The organism is Actinomycetospora atypica, from assembly GCF_042653685.1.
Classification (GTDB): Bacteria; Actinomycetota; Actinomycetes; order Mycobacteriales; family Pseudonocardiaceae; genus Actinomycetospora; species Actinomycetospora atypica.
In genome coordinates, this window is sequence record NZ_JBHSIV010000043.1 from 19,621 (window position 1) to 36,996 (window position 17,376).

Annotated in this window: 27 protein-coding genes; 22 read left to right on the top strand and 5 right to left on the bottom strand. The window is 73.5% G+C overall.

Annotated elements, in window-relative coordinates; translation table 11 throughout:
* Positions 1-13: 13 nt before the first annotated feature.
* The 14 genes from rplN (at position 14) to map (ending at position 7,458) form a co-directional block, all read left to right on the top strand.
* Complete coding sequence (gene rplN / locus ACFPBZ_RS25975) at positions 14-382, top strand: 50S ribosomal protein L14 (RefSeq protein ID WP_378039012.1); 369 nt, start codon at positions 14-16, stop codon at positions 380-382.
* Between the two features lie 4 nt (positions 383-386).
* Entirely contained in the window at positions 387-707 is a 321-nt protein-coding gene (gene rplX / locus ACFPBZ_RS25980; RefSeq protein WP_378039013.1) for a 50S ribosomal protein L24, read from the top strand.
* A complete protein-coding gene (gene rplE, locus ACFPBZ_RS25985; RefSeq protein ID WP_378039014.1) occupies positions 707-1,273 on the top strand; it encodes a 50S ribosomal protein L5 in 567 nt (188 codons plus the stop codon). The genes rplX and rplE overlap by 1 nt, the downstream gene beginning before the upstream one ends.
* A gap of 2 nt (positions 1,274-1,275) precedes the next feature.
* Positions 1,276-1,461, top strand: coding sequence for a type Z 30S ribosomal protein S14 (locus tag ACFPBZ_RS25990; RefSeq protein WP_378039015.1), 186 nt, complete (start codon positions 1,276-1,278; stop codon positions 1,459-1,461).
* A 5-nt stretch (positions 1,462-1,466) separates the two neighbouring features.
* Complete coding sequence (locus ACFPBZ_RS25995) at positions 1,467-1,709, top strand: hypothetical protein (protein ID WP_378039016.1); 243 nt, start codon at positions 1,467-1,469, stop codon at positions 1,707-1,709.
* Positions 1,706-2,104, top strand: a complete 399-nt coding sequence (gene rpsH, locus ACFPBZ_RS26000) for a 30S ribosomal protein S8 (protein ID WP_378039017.1) — start codon at positions 1,706-1,708, stop codon at positions 2,102-2,104. Before ACFPBZ_RS25995 ends, rpsH begins: the two co-directional genes overlap by 4 nt.
* Before the next feature lie 13 nt (positions 2,105-2,117).
* Positions 2,118-2,654: a 50S ribosomal protein L6 gene (rplF, locus tag ACFPBZ_RS26005; protein ID WP_378039018.1), complete on the top strand. Its 537-nt coding sequence runs from the start codon at positions 2,118-2,120 to the stop codon at positions 2,652-2,654.
* On the top strand, positions 2,654-3,055 hold the full coding sequence (rplR, locus tag ACFPBZ_RS26010) for a 50S ribosomal protein L18 (RefSeq protein WP_378039019.1): 402 nt from the start codon (positions 2,654-2,656) through the stop codon (positions 3,053-3,055). The genes rplF and rplR overlap by 1 nt, the downstream gene beginning before the upstream one ends.
* A 40-nt stretch (positions 3,056-3,095) precedes the next feature.
* Positions 3,096-3,698 carry a 30S ribosomal protein S5 gene (gene rpsE, locus ACFPBZ_RS26015; RefSeq protein ID WP_378039020.1) on the top strand — a complete coding sequence of 201 codons (603 nt, stop codon included), beginning with the start codon at positions 3,096-3,098 and terminating at the stop codon, positions 3,696-3,698.
* A gap of 2 nt (positions 3,699-3,700) precedes the next feature.
* On the top strand, positions 3,701-3,880 hold the full coding sequence (gene rpmD / locus ACFPBZ_RS26020) for a 50S ribosomal protein L30 (RefSeq protein WP_378039021.1): 180 nt from the start codon (positions 3,701-3,703) through the stop codon (positions 3,878-3,880).
* A gap of 1 nt (position 3,881) precedes the next feature.
* Entirely contained in the window at positions 3,882-4,334 is a 453-nt protein-coding gene (gene rplO / locus ACFPBZ_RS26025; RefSeq protein WP_378039022.1) for a 50S ribosomal protein L15, read from the top strand.
* A gap of 230 nt (positions 4,335-4,564) precedes the next feature.
* A complete protein-coding gene (secY, locus tag ACFPBZ_RS26030) occupies positions 4,565-5,884 on the top strand; it encodes a preprotein translocase subunit SecY (RefSeq protein WP_378039023.1) in 1,320 nt (439 codons plus the stop codon).
* Positions 5,885-6,001: 117 nt separating this feature from the next.
* Positions 6,002-6,559: an adenylate kinase gene (locus ACFPBZ_RS26035; RefSeq protein WP_378039024.1), complete on the top strand. Its 558-nt coding sequence runs from the start codon at positions 6,002-6,004 to the stop codon at positions 6,557-6,559.
* A gap of 59 nt (positions 6,560-6,618) precedes the next feature.
* Entirely contained in the window at positions 6,619-7,458 is an 840-nt protein-coding gene (map, locus tag ACFPBZ_RS26040; protein WP_378039037.1) for a type I methionyl aminopeptidase, read from the top strand.
* Positions 7,459-7,534: 76 nt separating this feature from the next.
* On the opposite strand, the gene ACFPBZ_RS26045 is transcribed toward map, so the two are convergent.
* A complete protein-coding gene (locus ACFPBZ_RS26045) occupies positions 7,535-8,296 on the bottom strand; it encodes a 3-hydroxyacyl-CoA dehydrogenase (protein ID WP_378039025.1) in 762 nt (253 codons plus the stop codon).
* Between the two features lie 312 nt (positions 8,297-8,608).
* Here ACFPBZ_RS26045 and infA point away from each other — a divergent pair, with 312 nt between their 5' ends.
* The 8 genes from infA to truA all read left to right on the top strand — a co-directional run bounded on the left by infA (position 8,609) and on the right by truA (position 13,445).
* Positions 8,609-8,830: a translation initiation factor IF-1 gene (gene infA / locus ACFPBZ_RS26050; protein ID WP_018330933.1), complete on the top strand. Its 222-nt coding sequence runs from the start codon at positions 8,609-8,611 to the stop codon at positions 8,828-8,830.
* A gap of 21 nt (positions 8,831-8,851) precedes the next feature.
* Positions 8,852-8,965 (top strand): 50S ribosomal protein L36, encoded by a 114-nt coding sequence (gene rpmJ, locus ACFPBZ_RS26055; RefSeq protein WP_018330934.1) that lies wholly within the window; start codon positions 8,852-8,854, stop codon positions 8,963-8,965.
* A gap of 166 nt (positions 8,966-9,131) precedes the next feature.
* The gene (gene rpsM / locus ACFPBZ_RS26060; protein ID WP_378039026.1) at positions 9,132-9,512 is read left to right on the top strand and encodes a 30S ribosomal protein S13; all 381 of its coding nucleotides are present in this window, start codon (positions 9,132-9,134) and stop codon (positions 9,510-9,512) included.
* 36 nt (positions 9,513-9,548) lie between these two features.
* Positions 9,549-9,959, top strand: a complete 411-nt coding sequence (rpsK, locus tag ACFPBZ_RS26065; RefSeq protein WP_169186817.1) for a 30S ribosomal protein S11 — start codon at positions 9,549-9,551, stop codon at positions 9,957-9,959.
* Between the two features lie 19 nt (positions 9,960-9,978).
* Entirely contained in the window at positions 9,979-10,584 is a 606-nt protein-coding gene (rpsD, locus tag ACFPBZ_RS26070) for a 30S ribosomal protein S4 (protein ID WP_378039027.1), read from the top strand.
* Between the two features lie 94 nt (positions 10,585-10,678).
* Positions 10,679-11,746 carry a DNA-directed RNA polymerase subunit alpha gene (locus ACFPBZ_RS26075; protein ID WP_378039028.1) on the top strand — a complete coding sequence of 356 codons (1,068 nt, stop codon included), beginning with the start codon at positions 10,679-10,681 and terminating at the stop codon, positions 11,744-11,746.
* A gap of 98 nt (positions 11,747-11,844) precedes the next feature.
* Positions 11,845-12,543 carry a 50S ribosomal protein L17 gene (gene rplQ, locus ACFPBZ_RS26080; RefSeq protein ID WP_378039029.1) on the top strand — a complete coding sequence of 233 codons (699 nt, stop codon included), beginning with the start codon at positions 11,845-11,847 and terminating at the stop codon, positions 12,541-12,543.
* A 56-nt stretch (positions 12,544-12,599) separates the two neighbouring features.
* Complete coding sequence (gene truA, locus ACFPBZ_RS26085) at positions 12,600-13,445, top strand: tRNA pseudouridine(38-40) synthase TruA (protein ID WP_378039030.1); 846 nt, start codon at positions 12,600-12,602, stop codon at positions 13,443-13,445.
* 52 nt (positions 13,446-13,497) lie between these two features.
* Here truA and ACFPBZ_RS26090 read toward each other — a convergent pair whose 3' ends face one another.
* The 4 genes from ACFPBZ_RS26090 to eccD form a co-directional block, all read right to left on the bottom strand.
* Entirely contained in the window at positions 13,498-14,187 is a 690-nt protein-coding gene (locus ACFPBZ_RS26090; RefSeq protein ID WP_378039031.1) for a hypothetical protein, read from the bottom strand.
* The gene (locus ACFPBZ_RS26095; protein WP_378039032.1) at positions 14,184-15,380 is read right to left on the bottom strand and encodes a type VII secretion protein EccE; all 1,197 of its coding nucleotides are present in this window, start codon (positions 15,378-15,380) and stop codon (positions 14,184-14,186) included. The genes ACFPBZ_RS26090 and ACFPBZ_RS26095 overlap by 4 nt, the downstream gene beginning before the upstream one ends.
* Positions 15,377-16,606, bottom strand: coding sequence for a S8 family serine peptidase (locus ACFPBZ_RS26100; protein WP_378039033.1), 1,230 nt, complete (start codon positions 16,604-16,606; stop codon positions 15,377-15,379). Before ACFPBZ_RS26100 ends, ACFPBZ_RS26095 begins: the two co-directional genes overlap by 4 nt.
* An 83-nt stretch (positions 16,607-16,689) precedes the next feature.
* Positions 16,690-17,376, bottom strand: a 687-nt coding sequence (gene eccD / locus ACFPBZ_RS26105) for a type VII secretion integral membrane protein EccD (protein WP_378039034.1), incomplete at its 5' end; no start/stop codon positions are given.

Here is a 17,376-nt window from a genome sequence, read left to right on the forward strand (position 1 = left end):
CAGGAGAGAAGTAGTGATCCAGCAGGAGTCGCGACTCCGGGTCGCCGACAACACGGGTGCCAGGGAAATCCTGTGCATCCGCGTTCTCGGTGGCTCGTCCCGCAGGTATGCGGGGATCGGCGACGTCATCGTGGCCACCGTCAAGGAGGCCATCCCGGCGTCCGGTGTGAAGCGCGGGGACGTCGTCAAGGCCGTCATCGTGCGCACCGTCAAGGAGCGCCGTCGGCCGGACGGTTCGTACATCAAGTTCGACGAGAACGCCGCGGTGATCATCAAGAACGACCGCGAGCCGCGTGGGACCCGCATCTTCGGCCCGGTCGGCCGGGAGCTCCGCGACAAGCGGTTCATGCGGATCATCTCGCTCGCGCCGGAGGTGCTGTAGCCAGATGAAGGTCAAGAAGGGCGACACGGTTCTCGTCATCGCCGGCAAGGACAAGGGCGCGAAGGGCAAGGTCATCCAGGCCTACCCCGATCGCGACAAGGTCCTCGTCGAGGGTGTCGGCCGGGTCAAGAAGCACACCGCCCAGTCCGCGAACCAGCGCGGCGCATCGTCCGGCGGGATCGTCACGCAGGAGGCCGCCATCCACGTCTCGAACGTGATGGTCGTCGACTCCGACGGCAAGCCGGCCCGCGTCGGCTACCGCGACGGTGGCGAGGGCGAGCAGAAGCGCGTGCGCGTGTCGCGCCGCAACGGGAAGGACGTCTGATGACGAGCACCGAACAGTCGGCGCGTCCCCGGTTGCAGCAGCGCTACCGGGACGAGATCCGCCAGACGCTGACGGACCAGTTCTCGTACCCCAACGCCATGCTCGTGCCCGGCGTCGTCAAGGTCGTCGTGAACATGGGCGTCGGCGAGGCCGCGCGCGACTCGAAGCTGATGGAGGGCGCGGTCCGCGACCTCACCCTCATCGCCGGCCAGAAGCCGGAGATCCGCAAGGCCCGCAAGTCGATCGCGCAGTTCAAGCTCCGTGAGGGCATGCCGATCGGCGCCCGCACCACGCTGCGCGGCGCCCGCATGTGGGAGTTCCTCGACCGCCTGGTCACGATCAGCCTGCCGCGCATCCGCGACTTCCGCGGGCTCTCGCCCAAGCAGTTCGACGGCTCGGGCAACTACACGTTCGGTCTCTCGGACCAGACGATGTTCCACGAGATCGACCAGGACTCGATCGACCGGCCGCGGGGCATGGACATCACCGTGGTCACCTCCGCGACCACCGACGAGGAAGGCCGGGCCCTCCTGCGCGCCCTCGGCTTCCCGTTCAGGGAGAACTGAGCATGGCGAAGAAGGCACTGGTCAACAAGGCGGCGAAGACGCCGAAGTTCAAGGTTCGCGGGTACACCCGGTGCAACCGCTGCGGGCGCGCCCGCGCGGTCCTGCGCAAGTTCGGGCTCTGCCGCGTGTGCCTCCGCGAGATGGCGCACAAGGGCGAGCTCCCGGGCGTCAGCAAGTCCTCGTGGTGAGCCGCGTGCAGGACACCGACGTCGACCTGACGGTCGACGAGGAGCTTCCGGGCCGGGCGATCGACCCCGACCTGCTGGCCCTCATCCAGCGCGTGGCGCACCGGGAGCACCTGCTCTCCGGCAATGACGTCGCCGCGCGTACCGACAATGCTCTGACCCGCCCCGGACGCCGCAGGCCCACCGTTGGGTCGTCCGCCCGCCGGACGACCCGGGGTACCACGGCGAGGAAGGTGACCTGGTCGCGATGACGATGACCGATCCCATCGCGGACATGCTCACGCGTATTCGCAACGCCAACTCGGCGTTCCACGAGAACGTGAGCATGCCGCACAGCAAGCTCAAGGCCACGGTGGCCCAGGTCCTGCTCGAGCAGGGCTACATCGCCGCCTACCGCGACGAGCCGGCGGCCGTCGGCAAGTCGCTGGTCATCGACCTGAAGTACGGGCCGAACCGCGAGCGCAGCATCGCCGGCCTCAAGCGCATCTCGAAGCCGGGCCTGCGCATCTACGCGAAGTCGACCGAACTGCCGCGCGTGCTCGGGGGGCTCGGCGTCGCGATCATCTCGACGTCCTCGGGCCTGCTGACCGACCGACAGGCCTATCAGCGACGGATGGGCGGGGAAGTCCTCGCCTTCGTCTGGTAACGGGAGGGGAACCATGTCACGCATCGGCAAGGCCCCGATCACCGTGCCGTCCGGCGTGGACGTCGCGATCGAGGGCCAGAACATCACGGTCAAGGGGCCCAAGGGCACCCTGAGCCACACGGTCGACCGCCCCATCGCGGTCGCGCTGGAGGACGGCGTCCTGTCGGTCTCCCGCCCCGACGACGAGCGTGAGAACCGTGCGCTGCACGGGCTGTCGCGCTCGCTCGTCAACAACCTCGTCCTCGGCGTCACCCAGGGCTACGAGCGCAAGCTCGAGATCCACGGCGTCGGCTACCGCGTGCAGCTCAAGGGCAACGCCCTCGAGTTCGCGCTCGGCTTCAGCCACCCGGTGCGCATCGAGGCGCCCGAGGGCATCACGTTCGCGGTGGAGAGTCCCACCCGCTTCTCGGTGCAGGGCATCGACAAGCAGGCCGTGGGTCAGGTCGCCGCGAACATCCGCCGGCTGCGCAAGCCCGACCCGTACAAGGGCAAGGGCGTCCGGTACTCCGGCGAGCAGATCCGCCGCAAGGTCGGGAAGACGGGTAAGTGATGGCTGAGACCACCGAGAAGAAGCGCACGACGGTCGGCAGGAACGTCTCCGAGGCCCGCCGTGCGGGTCGGCTGCGCCGTCACTCCCGCCTCCGCAAGAAGGTCGAGGGCACGCCGGCGCGTCCGCGCCTCGTCGTCACCCGCTCCTCGCGGCACATCACCGCCCAGGTGATCGACGACCTCGCGGGCCACACGCTGGCCCACGCCTCGAGCATGGAGGCCGACGTCCGCGGGCTCGAGGGCGACAAGAAGGCGCAGGCCGCCAAGGTCGGCGAGCTCGTCGCCTCGCGCTCCAAGTCGGCGGGGATCGACGCGGTCGTGTTCGACCGCGGCGGACGCCGCTACCACGGCCGCATCGCGCAGCTCGCCGATGCGGCCCGCGAGGGGGGCCTGACGTTCTGATGGCCCTCCACGTCTCGTACACGCAAGGGAAGGACGCCTGATGCCGGGCACTCAGCGCCGCGAGGGCGGCGGCCAGGGCGGGCGCGACCGCGACCGTCAGGGCGGCGGCCGCGGCGGCGCCCAGGACCGGACGCCGCACCTTGAGCGCGTCGTCGCCATCAACCGCGTGGCCAAGGTCGTCAAGGGCGGCCGCCGCTTCAGCTTCACCGCGCTCGTGATCGTCGGCAACGGCGACGGCGAGGTCGGGGTGGGCTACGGCAAGGCCAAGGAGGTGCCGGCCGCCATCGCGAAGGGCGTGGAGGAGGCACGGAAGAACTTCTTCCGCGTCCCCCGCATCGGCACCACCATCACGCACCCCGTGCAGGGCGAGGACGCCGCGGGCGTCGTCCTCCTGCGCCCCGCGAGCCCCGGTACCGGCGTCATCGCCGGTGGCCCGGTGCGCGCGGTCCTGGAGTGCGCGGGGATCCAGGACATCCTGTCCAAGTCCCTGGGCAGCCAGAACGCCATCAACATCGTGCACGCCACGGTGGCGGCCCTGAAGGCGCTGCAGGTCCCCGAGGCCGTCGCCGCGCGCCGGGGTCTGCCGCTCGACGAGGTGGCGCCGGCGCGGATGCTGCGCCAGCGCGCCGGGCAGGGGATCTGATCATGGCCGAACTGCTGGTCACCCAGGTCAAGTCCGGGATCGGGGGCAAGCGCAACCAGCGCGAGACCCTGCGCACGCTCGGCCTGCGCCGCATCGGCGCCACGGTCACGCGTCCGGACGACCCGCAGAACCGCGGGATGATCCACACCGTGCGGCACCTCGTCACGGTCGAGGAGGTCTGACATGGCTGAAGCACCGCTGAAGCTCCACCACCTCCGTCCGGCTCCCGGGAGCCGCACGGACAAGACGCGCGTCGGTCGCGGTGAGGCCTCCAAGGGCAAGACCGCCGGCCGCGGCACCAAGGGCACGGGCGCACGCAAGAACGTGCCCGCGCGCTTCGAGGGCGGCCAGATGCCGCTCCAGATGCGCCTGCCGAAGCTCAAGGGCTTCCGCAACCGCGGCAAGGTCGTCGCGCAGGTCGTCAACGTCGGCGACCTGGCCCGGCTGTTCCCCGACGGCGGCGAGGTCGGTCCGGCCGAGCTCGTGGCCGCCGGCGCCGTCCGCCCCGGGCACCCGGTCAAGGTGCTCGGCGAGGGCGAGCTCGGCTCGGTCACGCTGCAGGTGAGCGCCCACGCGTTCTCCGGTGCCGCCACCGAGAAGATCAACGGCGCGGGCGGGACGATCACGATCGTCTGAGTCCGCGCACCGCGCCACGGGCCCGGGGGAGCCGAGAGGCACCCCCGGGCCCGTTCGTGTGTCCGGGGGTGGGGCGAGCGGAGCGACAGCGCCGGGAAGCAGGCTGTTACCCTCGCCGAAGGCCGCTCCGCGTCTGCACGGACCGCCCCGCTCGACGGGGCGTCGGCCGTTCCCGGTCGTCTCTCCCGGCCGCGCGGCGGGGCCCCATCCACGACCAGCTGGAGGTCCGAGTGCTCGGCCCCGTGCGGTCCGCGCTGGCGACGCCGGACCTGCGCAAGAAGATCCTGTTCACGCTCGGCATCGTCGCGGTGTACCGGTTGGGCGCCACCCTCCCGGCCCCCGGCGTCTCGTACACGAACGTGCAGGCCTGTCTGCGCCAGGTCGAGGGCGGCGACTCCCAGAGCGTCTACGCCCTGATCAACCTGTTCTCCGGCGGCGCGCTGCTGCAGCTGTCGATCTTCGCCCTGGGCATCATGCCCTACATCACGGCGAGCATCATCGTCCAGCTGCTCACGGTGGTCATCCCGCGGTTCGAGCAGCTGAAGAAGGAGGGGCAGTCCGGTCAGGGCACCCTCACGCAGTACACGCGCTACCTGACGATCGCCCTGGCGATCCTGCAGTCCACCGGGATCGTGGCCCTGGCCGACCGGGGGCAGTTGTTCGCCAACTGCGACCCGACCCAGTACCCGATCCTGCCGGACGCCGGCATCTTCGACCTCGCCGTCATCGTCCTCGTGATGACCGCCGGGACCGCGATGATCATGTGGTTCGGCGAGCTCGTCACCGAGCGCGGCGTCGGCAACGGGATGTCGCTGCTGATCTTCTGCTCGATCGCCGCGCGCATCCCGGCCGAGGGCCAGCAGATCCTCTCCAGCTCCGGTGGCCTCGTGTTCGCCGTGGTCTGCGTCTTCGGCCTGGCGATCATCGCGAGCGTCGTGTTCGTGGAGCAGGGTCAGCGCCGCATCCCCGTGCAGTACGCCAAGCGCATGGTCGGGCGGCGGATGTACGGCGGGACCTCGACGTACCTGCCGCTGAAGGTCAACCAGGCCGGTGTCATCCCGGTGATCTTCGGGTCGTCGCTGCTGTACCTGCCCGACCTGCTCTCCCGGCTCGTCGGCAACTCGACCTCGGGCTTCGCGGTGTTCGTCCAGAACTACCTGGCGAACCAGTCGAACCCGGTCCACATCGTGCTGTACTTCGCCCTGATCATCTTCTTCACGTACTTCTACGTCGCGATCACGTTCAACCCCGAGGAGCGCGCCGACGAGATGAAGAAGTTCGGGGGCTTCATCCCGGGCATCCGGCCGGGGCGGCCGACCGCGGAGTACCTGCAGTACGTGCTGTCGCGGATCACCTTGCCGGGATCGATCTACCTCGGCATCATCGCTGTCCTCCCGAACTTCTTCCTGGGCATCACCGGCCAGGGTCAGAACCAGAACTTCCCCTTCGGCGGGACGGCGGTGCTGATCATGGTGGGTGTCGGCCTGGACACCGTGAAGCAGATCGAGAGCCAGCTGATGCAGCGCAACTACGAGGGTTTCCTGCGCTGACCGTGTCGGCGGGCGGGACCGGATCGGTCCCGTCCCCCTCGGTGAGGGCGTTGATCACCCGTTCCGGGCAGGATGGGCGTGTGGCCGACGAGGGTCGCCGCGGAAGAGGAGTTGGACATGAGGATCGTTCTGGTGGGGCCGCCGGGGGCCGGCAAGGGCACGCAGGCCGCGCGGCTGTCGGAGCGGCTGGACGCGCCGCACATCTCCACCGGCGATCTGTTCCGCGAGAACATGAAGAACGAGACCGAGCTCGGCAAGGAGGCCCAGCGCTACGTCGACGCGGGTGACCTGGTGCCGGACGAGGTCACCGTGGCGATGGTGAAGGACCGGCTGTCCCAGCCCGACGCCGCCGAGGGCTTCCTGCTCGACGGGTTCCCCCGCAACACCTCACAGGCCGACGAGCTGAACACGGTCCTCTCGCAGCTCGACCAGCGCCTCGACGCGGTGCTGCTGTTCGAGGTGAACGACGAGGAGCTCATCTCCCGGCTCGCCTCGCGCGGACGCTCGGACGACACCGAGGACGTCATCCGCAACCGCCAGGAGGTCTACCGCCGCGAGACGGCGCCCCTGGTCGACTACTACCGCGACCTCATCGTCACGGTCGACGCCCTGGGCTCCGTGGACGAGGTCACCGACCGCGCCATGGACGCGCTGGCCGACGAGCCGGAGGACTGACACCGGTGGGACCGGGCGGTCTGCTGGGGGGCGGTGCCGCCCGGGCCCGCCTCGCGGACGTGTCCGCGGGGCTCGGCCGGGTGGCCGGCCGCCTCTCGGGCGGCCGGATCGGCTCCGAGATCCAGGTGAAGACCCGGGGCGAGGTCGAGGCCATGCGGGCCGCGGGCCTCGTCGTGGCCGCCACCCTCGAGCGGGTGTCGGCCGCGGTGCGGTCGGGGGTCAGCACCGGTGAGCTCGACGAGCTCGCCGAGACCACCATCCGCGAGGCGGGGGCGGTCCCCTCGTTCCTGGGCTACCACGGGTTCCCGGGGAGCATCTGCGCCTCGGTCAACGAGCAGATCGTGCACGGCATCCCCGCGCCGACGACGGTGCTCGGGGACGGCGACCTGCTCTCGGTCGACTGCGGGGCGATCCTCGACGGCTGGCACGGCGACGCCGCGGTCACCGTCCTGGTGGGGCGACCGGCCCCGGGCGACGAGGCGCTCTCGGACGCGTGCCGCGCCGCCATGTGGGCGGGGATCGCCGAGGTCCGCCCCGGCAACCGGCTCGGCGACGTGTCGCACGCGGTCGAGGCCGCGGTCGGGCGGCACCGCACCCCCGCCGGCGGGACGTTCGGCATCGTCGAGGACTACGGCGGGCACGGCATCGGCACCGAGATGCACATGGAGCCGTTCCTGCCCAACGTCGGCCGGCCCGGGACGGGGCTGCGGCTGCGCGAGGGCATGGTGCTGGCCGTGGAGCCCATGCTCACCGCGGGCGACCCGGAGACCGAGGAGCTCGACGACGACTGGACGGTCGTCACGGCCGACGGCGCCCGGGCCGCGCACTGGGAGCACACCGTCGCCATCACCTCGAGCGGCCCGTGGGTGCTGACCGCGCCGGCCGACGCGGACCGCTGAGCGCACTCCCGGGAGCGAGCGGCACGTCCGCTCACGTCGAGGCGGCGGACGTCCCGTTCGCTCAGTCGGGGCAGGACTACTTCGGGCCCATCCGGATCGCGCCGTCGAGCCGGATCGTCTCCCCGTTGAGCATCGGGTTCGCGACGATGTGCGCGGCGAGCGCCGCGTACTCGGCGGGGTCGCCGAGCCGCGAGGGGTGCGGGACCTGGGCGCCGAGGGAGTCGATGTTCTCCTGGGGGAGCGCGGCGAACAGCGGGGTGTGGAACAGCCCGGGCGCGATGGTGCACACGCGGATGCCGACCGAGGCGAGGTCGCGGGCGATCGGGAGGGTCATCCCGACGATGCCGCCCTTGGACGCCGAGTAGGCGGCCTGGCCGATCTGGCCGTCGAAGGCGGCGACCGAGGCGGTGTTCACGACGACGCCGCGCTCCTCGCCGACCGGCTCGGTCTCGCTGATCGCCTGGGCGGCCAGCCGGATGACGTTGAAGGTGCCGACCAGGTTGACGGTCAGGACCTTGGTGAACGCCTCGAGCGGGAACGGGCCCTTGCGTCCCGCGGTGCGGTGCGCGTTGCCGATGCCGGCGCAGTTGACCACCACGCGCAGGGTGCCCAGCTGCTTCGCCGCGTCGATCGCCTGCGTCACCTGGTCGGGATCGGTGACGTCGGCCGGCGCGAACACGGCCCGGTCCCCGAGCTCGTCGGCGAACGCGGCACCCGCCGACGACGGCAGGTCCACGATCACCACCGACGCCCCCTCGGCGCGCAGCTTCTCCACGGTCGCCCGGCCCAGCCCCGACGCCCCTCCGGTCACCAGGGCGACCACACCGTCGACGTCCACGTGTTCTCCTCTCGCAGTTCCGGCTTCCGGCCGTCATCCTGGACCCACGCCGGAGAAACGGTCAACGCTGACGGTTCGGCCCGGTGGCCGACGACCCGGTGATCCGGCGCCCGCCACGCCCTGCGTACACTCGGTTGTTGGTGCGCGTGTCGTGCCGGTGTCCGCACGCGTAACCGCCTGTGGCCCGGTGTGCCGCGGACCCGACCCGGTGCGCACCCGTGTGCCGGTGGAGCGGGACGACAGCGGTCCCCACCGAGTCGCCCGGGAACGTTCCGGGTCCTCGCGGGGGCCGGCGAGAGAAGTGCGGAGGACATGGCGAAGAAGGACGGCGCCATCGAGGTCGAGGGCCGGGTCGTCGAGCCCCTGCCGAACGCGATGTTCCGGGTCGAGCTCGAGAACGGGCACAAGGTCCTGGCGCACATCAGCGGCAAGATGCGGCAGCACTACATCCGAATCCTCCCCGAGGACAAGGTCGTGGTCGAGCTGTCGCCCTACGACCTGTCGCGCGGTCGCATCGTCTACCGCTACAAGTAACCGGGCAGCGAGGAAGAGATCGTGAAGGTCCAGCCGAGCGTCAAGCGCATCTGCGCGAAGTGCCAGGTGGTCCGCCGTCACGGGCGGGTCATGGTCATCTGCGACAACCTGAGGCACAAGCAGCGCCAGGGCTGACGCCCTGCCGGGTCCGTCCCGGTGACGCGAGAAGAACACCCCGTACCTACGTCGGCATCAGTCCCGGCGGAACCACCCCCGGCCCGGGAGGCCGGGGCCCGGACGCGAGAGCGCCCGGGACGGACGGGGACCACACCTCCCGACGACACGAGGAGTACGTCGCCACATGGCACGCATTTCCGGCGTCGACCTCCCCCGCGAGAAGCGGATGGAGATCGCGCTGACCTACATCTTCGGGATCGGCCGGACCCGTTCCAGGCAGATCCTCACCGAGACCGGGATCGACCCCGATCTCCGCAGCAAGGACCTGAGCGACTCGGACGCCGCGGCCATCCGCGCGTTCATCGAGGGCAACTACCGGGTCGAGGGCGACCTGCGGCGCGAGGTCCAGTCGGACATCCGCCGCAAGGTCGAGATCGGCAGCTACCAGGGCCTGCGTCACCGGCGGAACCTCCCGGTCCACGGGCAGCGGACGAAGACCAACGCCCGCTCGCGCAAGGGACCGAAGAAGACCGTCGCCGGCAAGAAGAAGGCCACCCGCAAGTAAGCGGGACCCGATCTCACCTCACCAGGAGTTCAATCGATGCCACCCAGGACTCGCACTGGCGCGGCGGGGGCCAAGAAGGTCCGCCGCCGGGAGAAGAAGAACGTCTCCCAGGGCCAGGCGCACATCAAGAGCACGTTCAACAACACCATCGTCTCGATCACCGACCCCTCGGGTGCGGTGATCAGCTGGGCCTCTGCCGGCCACGTCGGCTTCAAGGGCTCGCGCAAGTCGACGCCGTTCGCCGCCCAGATGGCCGCCGAGAACGCGGCCCGCAAGGCGGCCGAGCACGGCATGAAGAAGGTCGACGTGTTCGTCAAGGGCCCGGGTTCGGGCCGTGAGACCGCCATCCGTTCGCTGCAGGCCGCGGGCCTCGAGGTCGGGACCATCTCCGACGTCACGCCGCAGCCGCACAACGGCTGCCGCCCGCCGAAGCGCCGCCGGGTCTAGGGCGGGGAGGAGACACACCATGGCTCGTTACACCGGACCCATCACGCGCAAGTCGCGTCGCCTCAAGGTCGACCTGGTCGGCGGCGACAAGTCGTTCGAGCGCCGTCCGTACCCGCCGGGGCAGCACGGCCGGATCCGCATCAAGGAATCCGAGTTCCTCATGCAGATCCAGGAGAAGCAGAAGGTCCGCTTCACCTACGGCGTCCTCGAGAAGCAGCTCCGCCGCTACTTCGAGGAGGCGAACCGTCGCGAGGGCAAGACCGGCGACGAGTTCCTCCGCCTCCTCGAGTCGCGCCTCGACTCCGTGGTCTACCGCGCCGGGCTCGCCCGGACCCGGCGGGCCGCGCGTCAGCTCGTCGGACACGGCCACTTCCTGGTCAACGGCCAGAAGGTCGACGTCCCCAGCTACCGGGTGACGCAGTTCGACATCATCGACGTCCGCGACAAGTCGCGGAACATGCTGCCCTTCGTCGACGCGAAGGAGTCGTTCGGGGATCGTCCGGTCCCCGGCTGGCTGCAGGTCGTCCCCGAGACGCTGCGCATCTTCGTCCACCAGCTCCCGGAGCGGTCGCAGATCGACACGCCCGTCTCCGAGCAGCTGATCGTCGAGTTCTACTCCAAGTAGCTCGACCGCACCGGGGCCGAGGTGGCCCCGGTGCCGCGTTTCATTCGTTCGGCGTCAAATAGCGGATGCCCGAGCACCGGAAGGAACTACACACGTGCTGATCTCCCAGCGTCCGGCCCTCTCCGAGGACCCGGTCGACGAGACCCGGTCGCGGTTCGTCATCGAGCCGCTCGAGCCCGGTTTCGGTTACACCCTCGGCAACTCGCTGCGGCGGACCCTGCTGTCGTCCATCCCGGGCGCGGCAGTGACCTCCATCCGGGTCGACGGGGTCCTCCACGAGTTCACGACCATCCCCGGGGTCAAGGAGGACGTCACCGACGTCATCCTGAACCTCAAGGAGCTCGTCGTGAGCTCCGAGGAGGACGAGCCGGCGACGATGTACCTGCGCAAGCAGGGCCCGGGCACGGTGACGGCGGGCGACATCGTCCCGCCGGCCGGCGTGACCGTGCACAACCCGGACCTCCACATCGCGACCCTGAACGACCAGGGCCGTCTCGAGGTCGAGCTCGTGGTGGAGCGGGGTCGTGGCTACGTCCCCGCCGCCCAGAACAAGGCGTCCGGCGCCGAGATCGGCCGCATCCCGGTCGACTCGATCTACTCGCCGGTGCTCAAGGTCAGCTACAAGGTCGAGGCGACCCGCGTCGAGCAGCGCACCGACTTCGACAAGCTGATCCTCGACGTCGAGACCAAGCCGTCGATGACCCCGCGCGACGCCATCGCGTCGGCCGGCCGCACGCTCACCGAGCTGTTCGGTCTGGCCCGCGAGCTCAACATCGACGCCGAGGGCATCGAGATCGGGCCCTCGCCCGCCGAGGCCGACTCGATCGCCGCGTTCGCGATGCCCATCGAGGACCTCGACCTCACGGTGCGGTCCTACAACTGCCTCAAGCGGGAGGGCATCCACACGGTCGGCGAGCTCGTCGGCCGCTCGGAGGCCGACCTGCTGGACATCCGCAACTTCGGTGCGAAGTCCATCGACGAGGTCAAGATGAAGCTCGCCGGCCTCGGCCTCGCGCTCAAGGACAGCCCGCCCGGGTTCGACCCGAGCGCCGCGGCCGCCGACTACCCGTCGGAGGGGTACGACTCCTACGGCGAGGGCGGCGGGTACGGCTCGTTCGGCACGGACGACGGCCAGGACTACGCCGAGACCGAGCAGCTCTAGCTGCTCGGCGTCAACCCCAGCAACTCTGACGTGCTGCCCCCTCCCCGGCCCGCCTCGCGGGCCGGGGAGGAAAGGCGTCACGAGACCAGGAGCGAGACATGCCCACCCCCACGAAGGGGCCCCGCCTCGGCGGATCCCCCGCGCACCAGAAGCTGATGCTGGCCAACCTGGCCACGTCGCTGTTCACGCACGGGCGGATCCACACCACGCGGGCCAAGGCCGAGCGCCTGCGCCCGTACGCCGAGCGCCTCATCACGAAGGCGAAGAAGGGCGACCTGCACAACCGTCGCGAGATCTCCCAGCAGATCCGCGACAAGGACGTCGTGCACCGCCTCATCGCGGAGATCGGCCCGTTCTTCGCCGACCGGCCCGGTGGCTACACCCGGATCATCAAGACGCTGCCGCGCAAGGGCGACAACGCCAAGATGGCCATCATCGAGCTGGTCAACGAGAAGCTCGCCTCCACCGAGGCGTCGGCCGCCACCCGGTCGGCGTCCAACCGTGAGGTCGGGGGCGCGGCGACCGGTGCGGCCGCCACCGCCGCGACGATCGCGGCGGCGGAGTCCACCGACGACACCGCGGCGGGCGCCGAGGCCGAGCAGGCCGTGGGGACCGACGCCGAGACCGACGTCCCCCAGGCCGACGCGGCCACCGGTGACGACGCCGAGGTCACGGGAGCCACCCCCGCCGACTCGTCCTCCTCGGACGACACCGCGGACGGGTCGGACGCTCCGGCCGACGACACGGTCACCGACCTGGTGACCGAGCCGGGCGACACCGACGGGACCACGTCCTGATCGGTCCGTCCCCGCAGCACGACCCCGGGCCCGCCGTCGACACCGACGGCGGGCCCGTGTCGTCCCCACCCCCGACGACGAGGCTGCGGTTCGACCTGGCCTACGACGGGACCGACTTCGCCGGCTGGGCCCGCCAGCCCGAGCTGCGGACCGTGCAGGGCGTGCTCGAGGAGACCCTGTCGACGCTGGCCCGGGAGCCGGTGGCGCTCACGGTGGCCGGGCGGACCGACGCCGGGGTGCACGCCGACGCGCAGGTCGCCCACGCCGACGTCCCGGCGTCGGGGACCGCCCTGCTGCCCGACGGGGCCGTGCCCGACGGCCTCGTGCGCCGCCTGGCCCGGATGCTGCCGCCCGACGTGCGCGTCCACGCCGTGAGGGTCGCCCCCGACGGCTTCGACGCCCGCTTCTCGGCCGTGCGCCGCCACTACGCCTACCGGGTCTGCACGGCCCCGTCCGGACCGGAGCCGCTCCGGGCGCGCGACACCCTGCGCTGGCCCCGCCCGCTCGACCTGGCCGCGATGACCGCGGCCGGACACACCCTGCTCGGCGAGCACGACTTCGCCGCGTTCTGCCGGCCCCGGGCCGGGGCCACCACCATCCGCGAGCTCCAGCGCCTCGACTGGGCGCCGGTCGAGGGCGAGCGGGACGTGGCCGAGGCGCGGCTCTCGGCCGACGCGTTCTGCCACTCCATGGTCCGCTCGGTGGTCGGTGCGTTGATCGCCGTCGGCGAGGGGCGGCGGCCGGTGCAGTGGCCGGCGTCGCTGCTCACCGAGGGGCGCCGGTCGTCGGAGATCCACGTGGTGGCCGCGCACGGTCTGCGCCTGGTGGGGGTCGACTATCCCGACGACGGGTCGCTGGCCGCCCGGGCCGCGACGACGCGGCGGGTGCGCACACTGGGCTGACCCTGCGCATGCGGGGCTGACCCTGCGCATGCGGGGCCGACCCTGCGCGCACTCAGGCCCGGCGGACCGGGCCGAGGATCGCGGTTTCCCGGGGTGCGGTGACCAGGTCGAGCCGCCGCCAGACGTTGCGCCCGAGCGCGACGACGCCGTGGTCGGGCAGGGTCCGCAGTGTCTCGGCCATCGGCTCGGACAGCCGCCAGAGCCGCGTGGCGAGGTCGGCCTCCTCCGGGGGCATCCGCCCGAGCAGCACCACGTCGGCGTCGTCCGCGGCGTCCGCGACCGCCGCCGACAGGGCCGGCAGCACCAGCATCGTCGTGCGCCAGGCCCCCGCCGGGGCACCGGGGCCCGTGGTGGTGGCCCCGCGGTCGTGCACCGTGAGCAGGGCGTCGGTGTCCCCGGGTCCGCCGGGGGCCGGGTCGGGGGCGGCGGGATCGGGCCCGACCTCGACGCGGGTGGGGTCGCCCGCAGCGCGCGCGACGGGCTCCCAGGCCGCGGGCCGTCCGGTGGTCACCGCGACCCGGGCGCCCTCGGCGACGCTGCGCAGGGCGATCTGGCGGGCGAGGTGCAGCGCCCCGAGCACGACGACCCGCGTGGGGACCGGTCGCAGCACCGCGAGGGTCACCGGGTCGCCCGCGGCGTCGGCCCCGAGGACGATCCCGGCCGGCGCCACCGGGGCCACCGCGTCATCGACGACCCACCGCGGCAGCACGGGGGCCCGGCGACCGGGCGACCGGCGGGTCACGGGCGGGCCCCCAGGGGCAGGGTCGCCCGCAGGCCGGCGCCGTGGCGGCCGTGCAGCGGTTCGAGGCGCAGCCCGCGTCCCCGGGCCCCGGCGACGAGCCGCCGCCCGGCCTCGGTGATCGCCTCCGGGGTGCGGGCCGTGACCCGGACGTGCAGGTCGGCGCCGACCTCGTCGGGCCCATCGTCGGCGACGAGCGCGAGCGCGACCGTGCCGACCGCGTCCCCGGCGACGAGGGCGTCGAGGTCGAGCGGCGCGGCGTCGGGCCCGAGGGCCGTCGCCACCCAGGTGGCGTGGCCGACCTCCCCGACCACCACCGCGTCCCACCGCTCCTGGGTGCCGCCGGGCGTGCGGTCGAGGTCGACGCCCGCGGCGAGCGCCACCGCCTCGCGGAGCCCGTCGCGCTCGAGGGGCCGCACCGGCACCCCGGCGTCGGCGAGCACCCGGCCGATCCGGGCGAGCGCCCCGACCAGGGCGCGCCGGGCGCCGAGCACCCCGCCGCCGCGCTCGGCGACGGCCCCGGGGCAGCGGTCGGGGTCGAGACGGACCACCAGCCACGAGCTGCGGTGGGCGGCGTCGGCGAGGGGACCGAGGACCTCGCGGTGCGCGTCGCGGGCGGGCCCGTCGTCGGCGCCCGGACGCACGTGGCGGACGACGGTCACCGCGTCGAGGACCACCCCGCGGTCGTGCAGCGTGTCGGCCAGCGCGGGCAGCGGGAAGCCACCGACCCCGGCGCCCACCCAGTCCGCGCCGCGTCCCCCGGCGTCGGGCGGGTCGAGCAGCAGCGGGAGCTCCTCGACGTCGGGGGCGAGCACCGCGCTCCACGCCCCGTGCTCGTCGCCGAGCAGGGCCAGCGGGCGGCCGTCGTGATCACGACCGTCGACGACGGTGAGCGGGCCGAGCCCGGCGTCGAGCGCGGGCAGGCCGAGGCCCTCGTCGGGTGGGGCGGGCGCGAGCTCCCGGCGACGGAGCCGGTGGCGCAGCGCGAGCGCCGCCCAGGTGCCGACGAGCTCCCCGCGGACCCGCACGAGCCCGGCGACGAGGGCGGCCGAGGCGAGGACACCCGCCAGTGGGAGCAGGCCGGGGTCGAGGGCGAGCAGGCCGAGGGCGAGCGCGAGACCGACGCCGACCAGCACCGTCCCGCCCACCGGCAGGGGGCCGAGGGAGGGCTCGCCGGGACGCGTCCGCGCGGTCACCGCGGCCTCCGCCCTCGGCGGGCCACGACGACCCCGAGGGCCGCGAGCACGACGGCCACCGCCCCGACCGCGACGAGCGCGACCGGGGTCCCCGACGAGGCCGGCGGGGCCGCGGCCGCGGGCGGGGCCGGGCGCGTGCCCGCCAGGGCGGCGGGGACGTCGAGCGCCCCGGGGGAGCCCTCGACCGGTGCGGCGGTGCGGACGAGCCGTTCGACGACCTCGCGGGCGGGCATCGTCGGGAACCGGGCGCGCAGCAGGGCGGCGGCGCCCGCCACCCGGGCGGCCGCGAAGCTCGTCCCGACGATCGGGCCCGGCGCGGAGCCCGGCAGCGTGAGGTCGGCGGTCAGGCCGGCGGAGCGGGCGTCGAGGGCCGCCGGGACCCGGCCGGACGCGGCCAGCCGGACCCACGGGCCCGCGAGCGAGGTCGGGTCGGGCCGGTCGGCGTCGTCGAGCGACCCGACGGTGAGGACGTCGTCGGAGAACCAGGCCGGAGCGGGGACGGTGACCACCCGCAGGGCCGCCTGCGCCGGGTCGTTGGCCGGGCAGGCGGGACCGACGTTGCCGACGGCGGCCACCACGACGACCCCGCGGTCGGCCGCCTCCCGCACGGCCGCCCGCAGCGCGCCGAGCGCGGGGGGGGCGCCGCCGAGGAGCTCGGCGTCGGGCCGGCAGGCGGCGACCGCGAGGGTGAGGACGCCGACCCCGGGCTCGTCGGCCGCCGCCCGCACCGCGCGGGCGAGCGTGGCCTCGTCCCCGGCGTCGGCCCCGTCGGCGGTGCGGTACCAGGAGGAGTCGGCGCGCACGGCCAGGATCCGGGCCCCGGGGGCGACGCCGACGACGCCGTCGTCGGGTCCGGGGACCGCGGCGACCAGGCCCGCGACCGCGGTGCCGTGCCCGTCGCAGTCGGTCCGCGCGGTGCGCCCGCCGACGAAGTCGCCGCCGTCGGTCACCCCGCCGCCCAGCCGGGGGTGCGGGGCGACCCCGGAGTCGCCGAGGGCGACGAGCACGCCGCGGCCGTCGCCGCCGGGCACCGCGGCGGGGTCGGCGCCCAGGGCGTCGAAGCCGGTGGGGGCGATCCCGGCCGGGCACGCGCCGAGCGGCGCGAGCCCCGCCAGCGCGCCGGGGCGCCGGGGCAGCGGGGCCAGGGCCGCCGGGTCGGGCGCCGGAGGGGCGGGCGGGGCGACCGCGATCGGGGTGTCGGCAGCGATCGGGGTGGCGGCAGCCATTGGGCCGTCGGCGGCGACCGGACCTGCCAGCGCTGTCCCTGCGCCCAGGAGCACGGCGACGACCGCCGTCACGAGCCGCCGTCTCACAGCAGCCGCACCGCCGAGAACAGGTCGGCCACCGCGCACGCCAGCGGCACCACCGCGGCGATCGCCACGCCCTCGAGCAGGTCGACCGCCCGGCGCGACCCGGGGGAGTGGTGGCGGCGGGGGAGCACCGAGCCCAGCAGGACCGCGAGCACCCCGACGACCGCGGCCGCGGCGGCGACCCCGAGACGGGCCGCGCCGGGCGGGGCGGCCGCGACCGCCCCGACGACCGGTCCGACGCCCGCCACGAGCGCGCCGAGCAGCAGGACGGTGGCGGGGACCGCGTTCGCGTAGCTGCGCGAGCGGAGGGCCGCCGCGACCACCAGCAGGACCACGAGGACGGCGCCGGCGACCCCGCGCCAGCCCGGTGCCGGCGCGAGGCCGAGCACGGCGACCGCCACCGCGAGCACGGCGACCACTCCGCCCGCGAGCCCCGCGAGCAGGGCGTGCGCGCGGTCGGCGCGGCGGTCGAGCGCCGCGGGATCGGCGGGACCGGCGTCGTCCGGACCGTCCTGGGCGCCGGGCTCGACGGGCACCCGGGGCAACGGCAGGCGGGCCAGGGCGATGCCGAGGCGGGGCAGCACGGACAGGGCGACCACGGCGGCCGCCCCGGCGCCGGCGGCCACCGCCGACGGCTCGAGCGGCCCCGCGCCGCGGGCCTCCGCGATCGCGCCGGCGACGGTCGC

Excerpts from the sequence above, each read along its gene's own strand:
- rplX (WP_378039013.1), top strand. The coding sequence starts at position 387 with ATGAAGGTCAAGAAGGGCGACACGGTTCTCGTCATCGCCGGCAAGGAC.
- rplE (WP_378039014.1), top strand. The coding sequence starts at position 707 with ATGACGAGCACCGAACAGTCGGCGCGTCCCCGGTTGCAGCAGCGCTAC.
- ACFPBZ_RS25990 (WP_378039015.1), top strand. The coding sequence starts at position 1,276 with ATGGCGAAGAAGGCACTGGTCAACAAGGCGGCGAAGACGCCGAAGTTC.
- rpsH (WP_378039017.1), top strand. The coding sequence starts at position 1,706 with ATGACGATGACCGATCCCATCGCGGACATGCTCACGCGTATTCGCAAC.
- rplF (WP_378039018.1), top strand. The coding sequence starts at position 2,118 with ATGTCACGCATCGGCAAGGCCCCGATCACCGTGCCGTCCGGCGTGGAC.
- rplR (WP_378039019.1), top strand. The coding sequence starts at position 2,654 with ATGGCTGAGACCACCGAGAAGAAGCGCACGACGGTCGGCAGGAACGTC.
- rpsE (WP_378039020.1), top strand. The coding sequence starts at position 3,096 with ATGCCGGGCACTCAGCGCCGCGAGGGCGGCGGCCAGGGCGGGCGCGAC.
- rpmD (WP_378039021.1), top strand. The coding sequence starts at position 3,701 with ATGGCCGAACTGCTGGTCACCCAGGTCAAGTCCGGGATCGGGGGCAAG.
- rplO (WP_378039022.1), top strand. The coding sequence starts at position 3,882 with ATGGCTGAAGCACCGCTGAAGCTCCACCACCTCCGTCCGGCTCCCGGG.
- ACFPBZ_RS26035 (WP_378039024.1), top strand. The coding sequence starts at position 6,002 with ATGAGGATCGTTCTGGTGGGGCCGCCGGGGGCCGGCAAGGGCACGCAG.
- infA (WP_018330933.1), top strand. The coding sequence starts at position 8,609 with ATGGCGAAGAAGGACGGCGCCATCGAGGTCGAGGGCCGGGTCGTCGAG.
- rpsM (WP_378039026.1), top strand. The coding sequence starts at position 9,132 with ATGGCACGCATTTCCGGCGTCGACCTCCCCCGCGAGAAGCGGATGGAG.
- rpsK (WP_169186817.1), top strand. The coding sequence starts at position 9,549 with ATGCCACCCAGGACTCGCACTGGCGCGGCGGGGGCCAAGAAGGTCCGC.
- rpsD (WP_378039027.1), top strand. The coding sequence starts at position 9,979 with ATGGCTCGTTACACCGGACCCATCACGCGCAAGTCGCGTCGCCTCAAG.
- rplQ (WP_378039029.1), top strand. The coding sequence starts at position 11,845 with ATGCCCACCCCCACGAAGGGGCCCCGCCTCGGCGGATCCCCCGCGCAC.
- ACFPBZ_RS26100 (WP_378039033.1), bottom strand. The coding sequence starts at position 16,606 with ATGGCTGCCGCCACCCCGATCGCTGCCGACACCCCGATCGCGGTCGCC.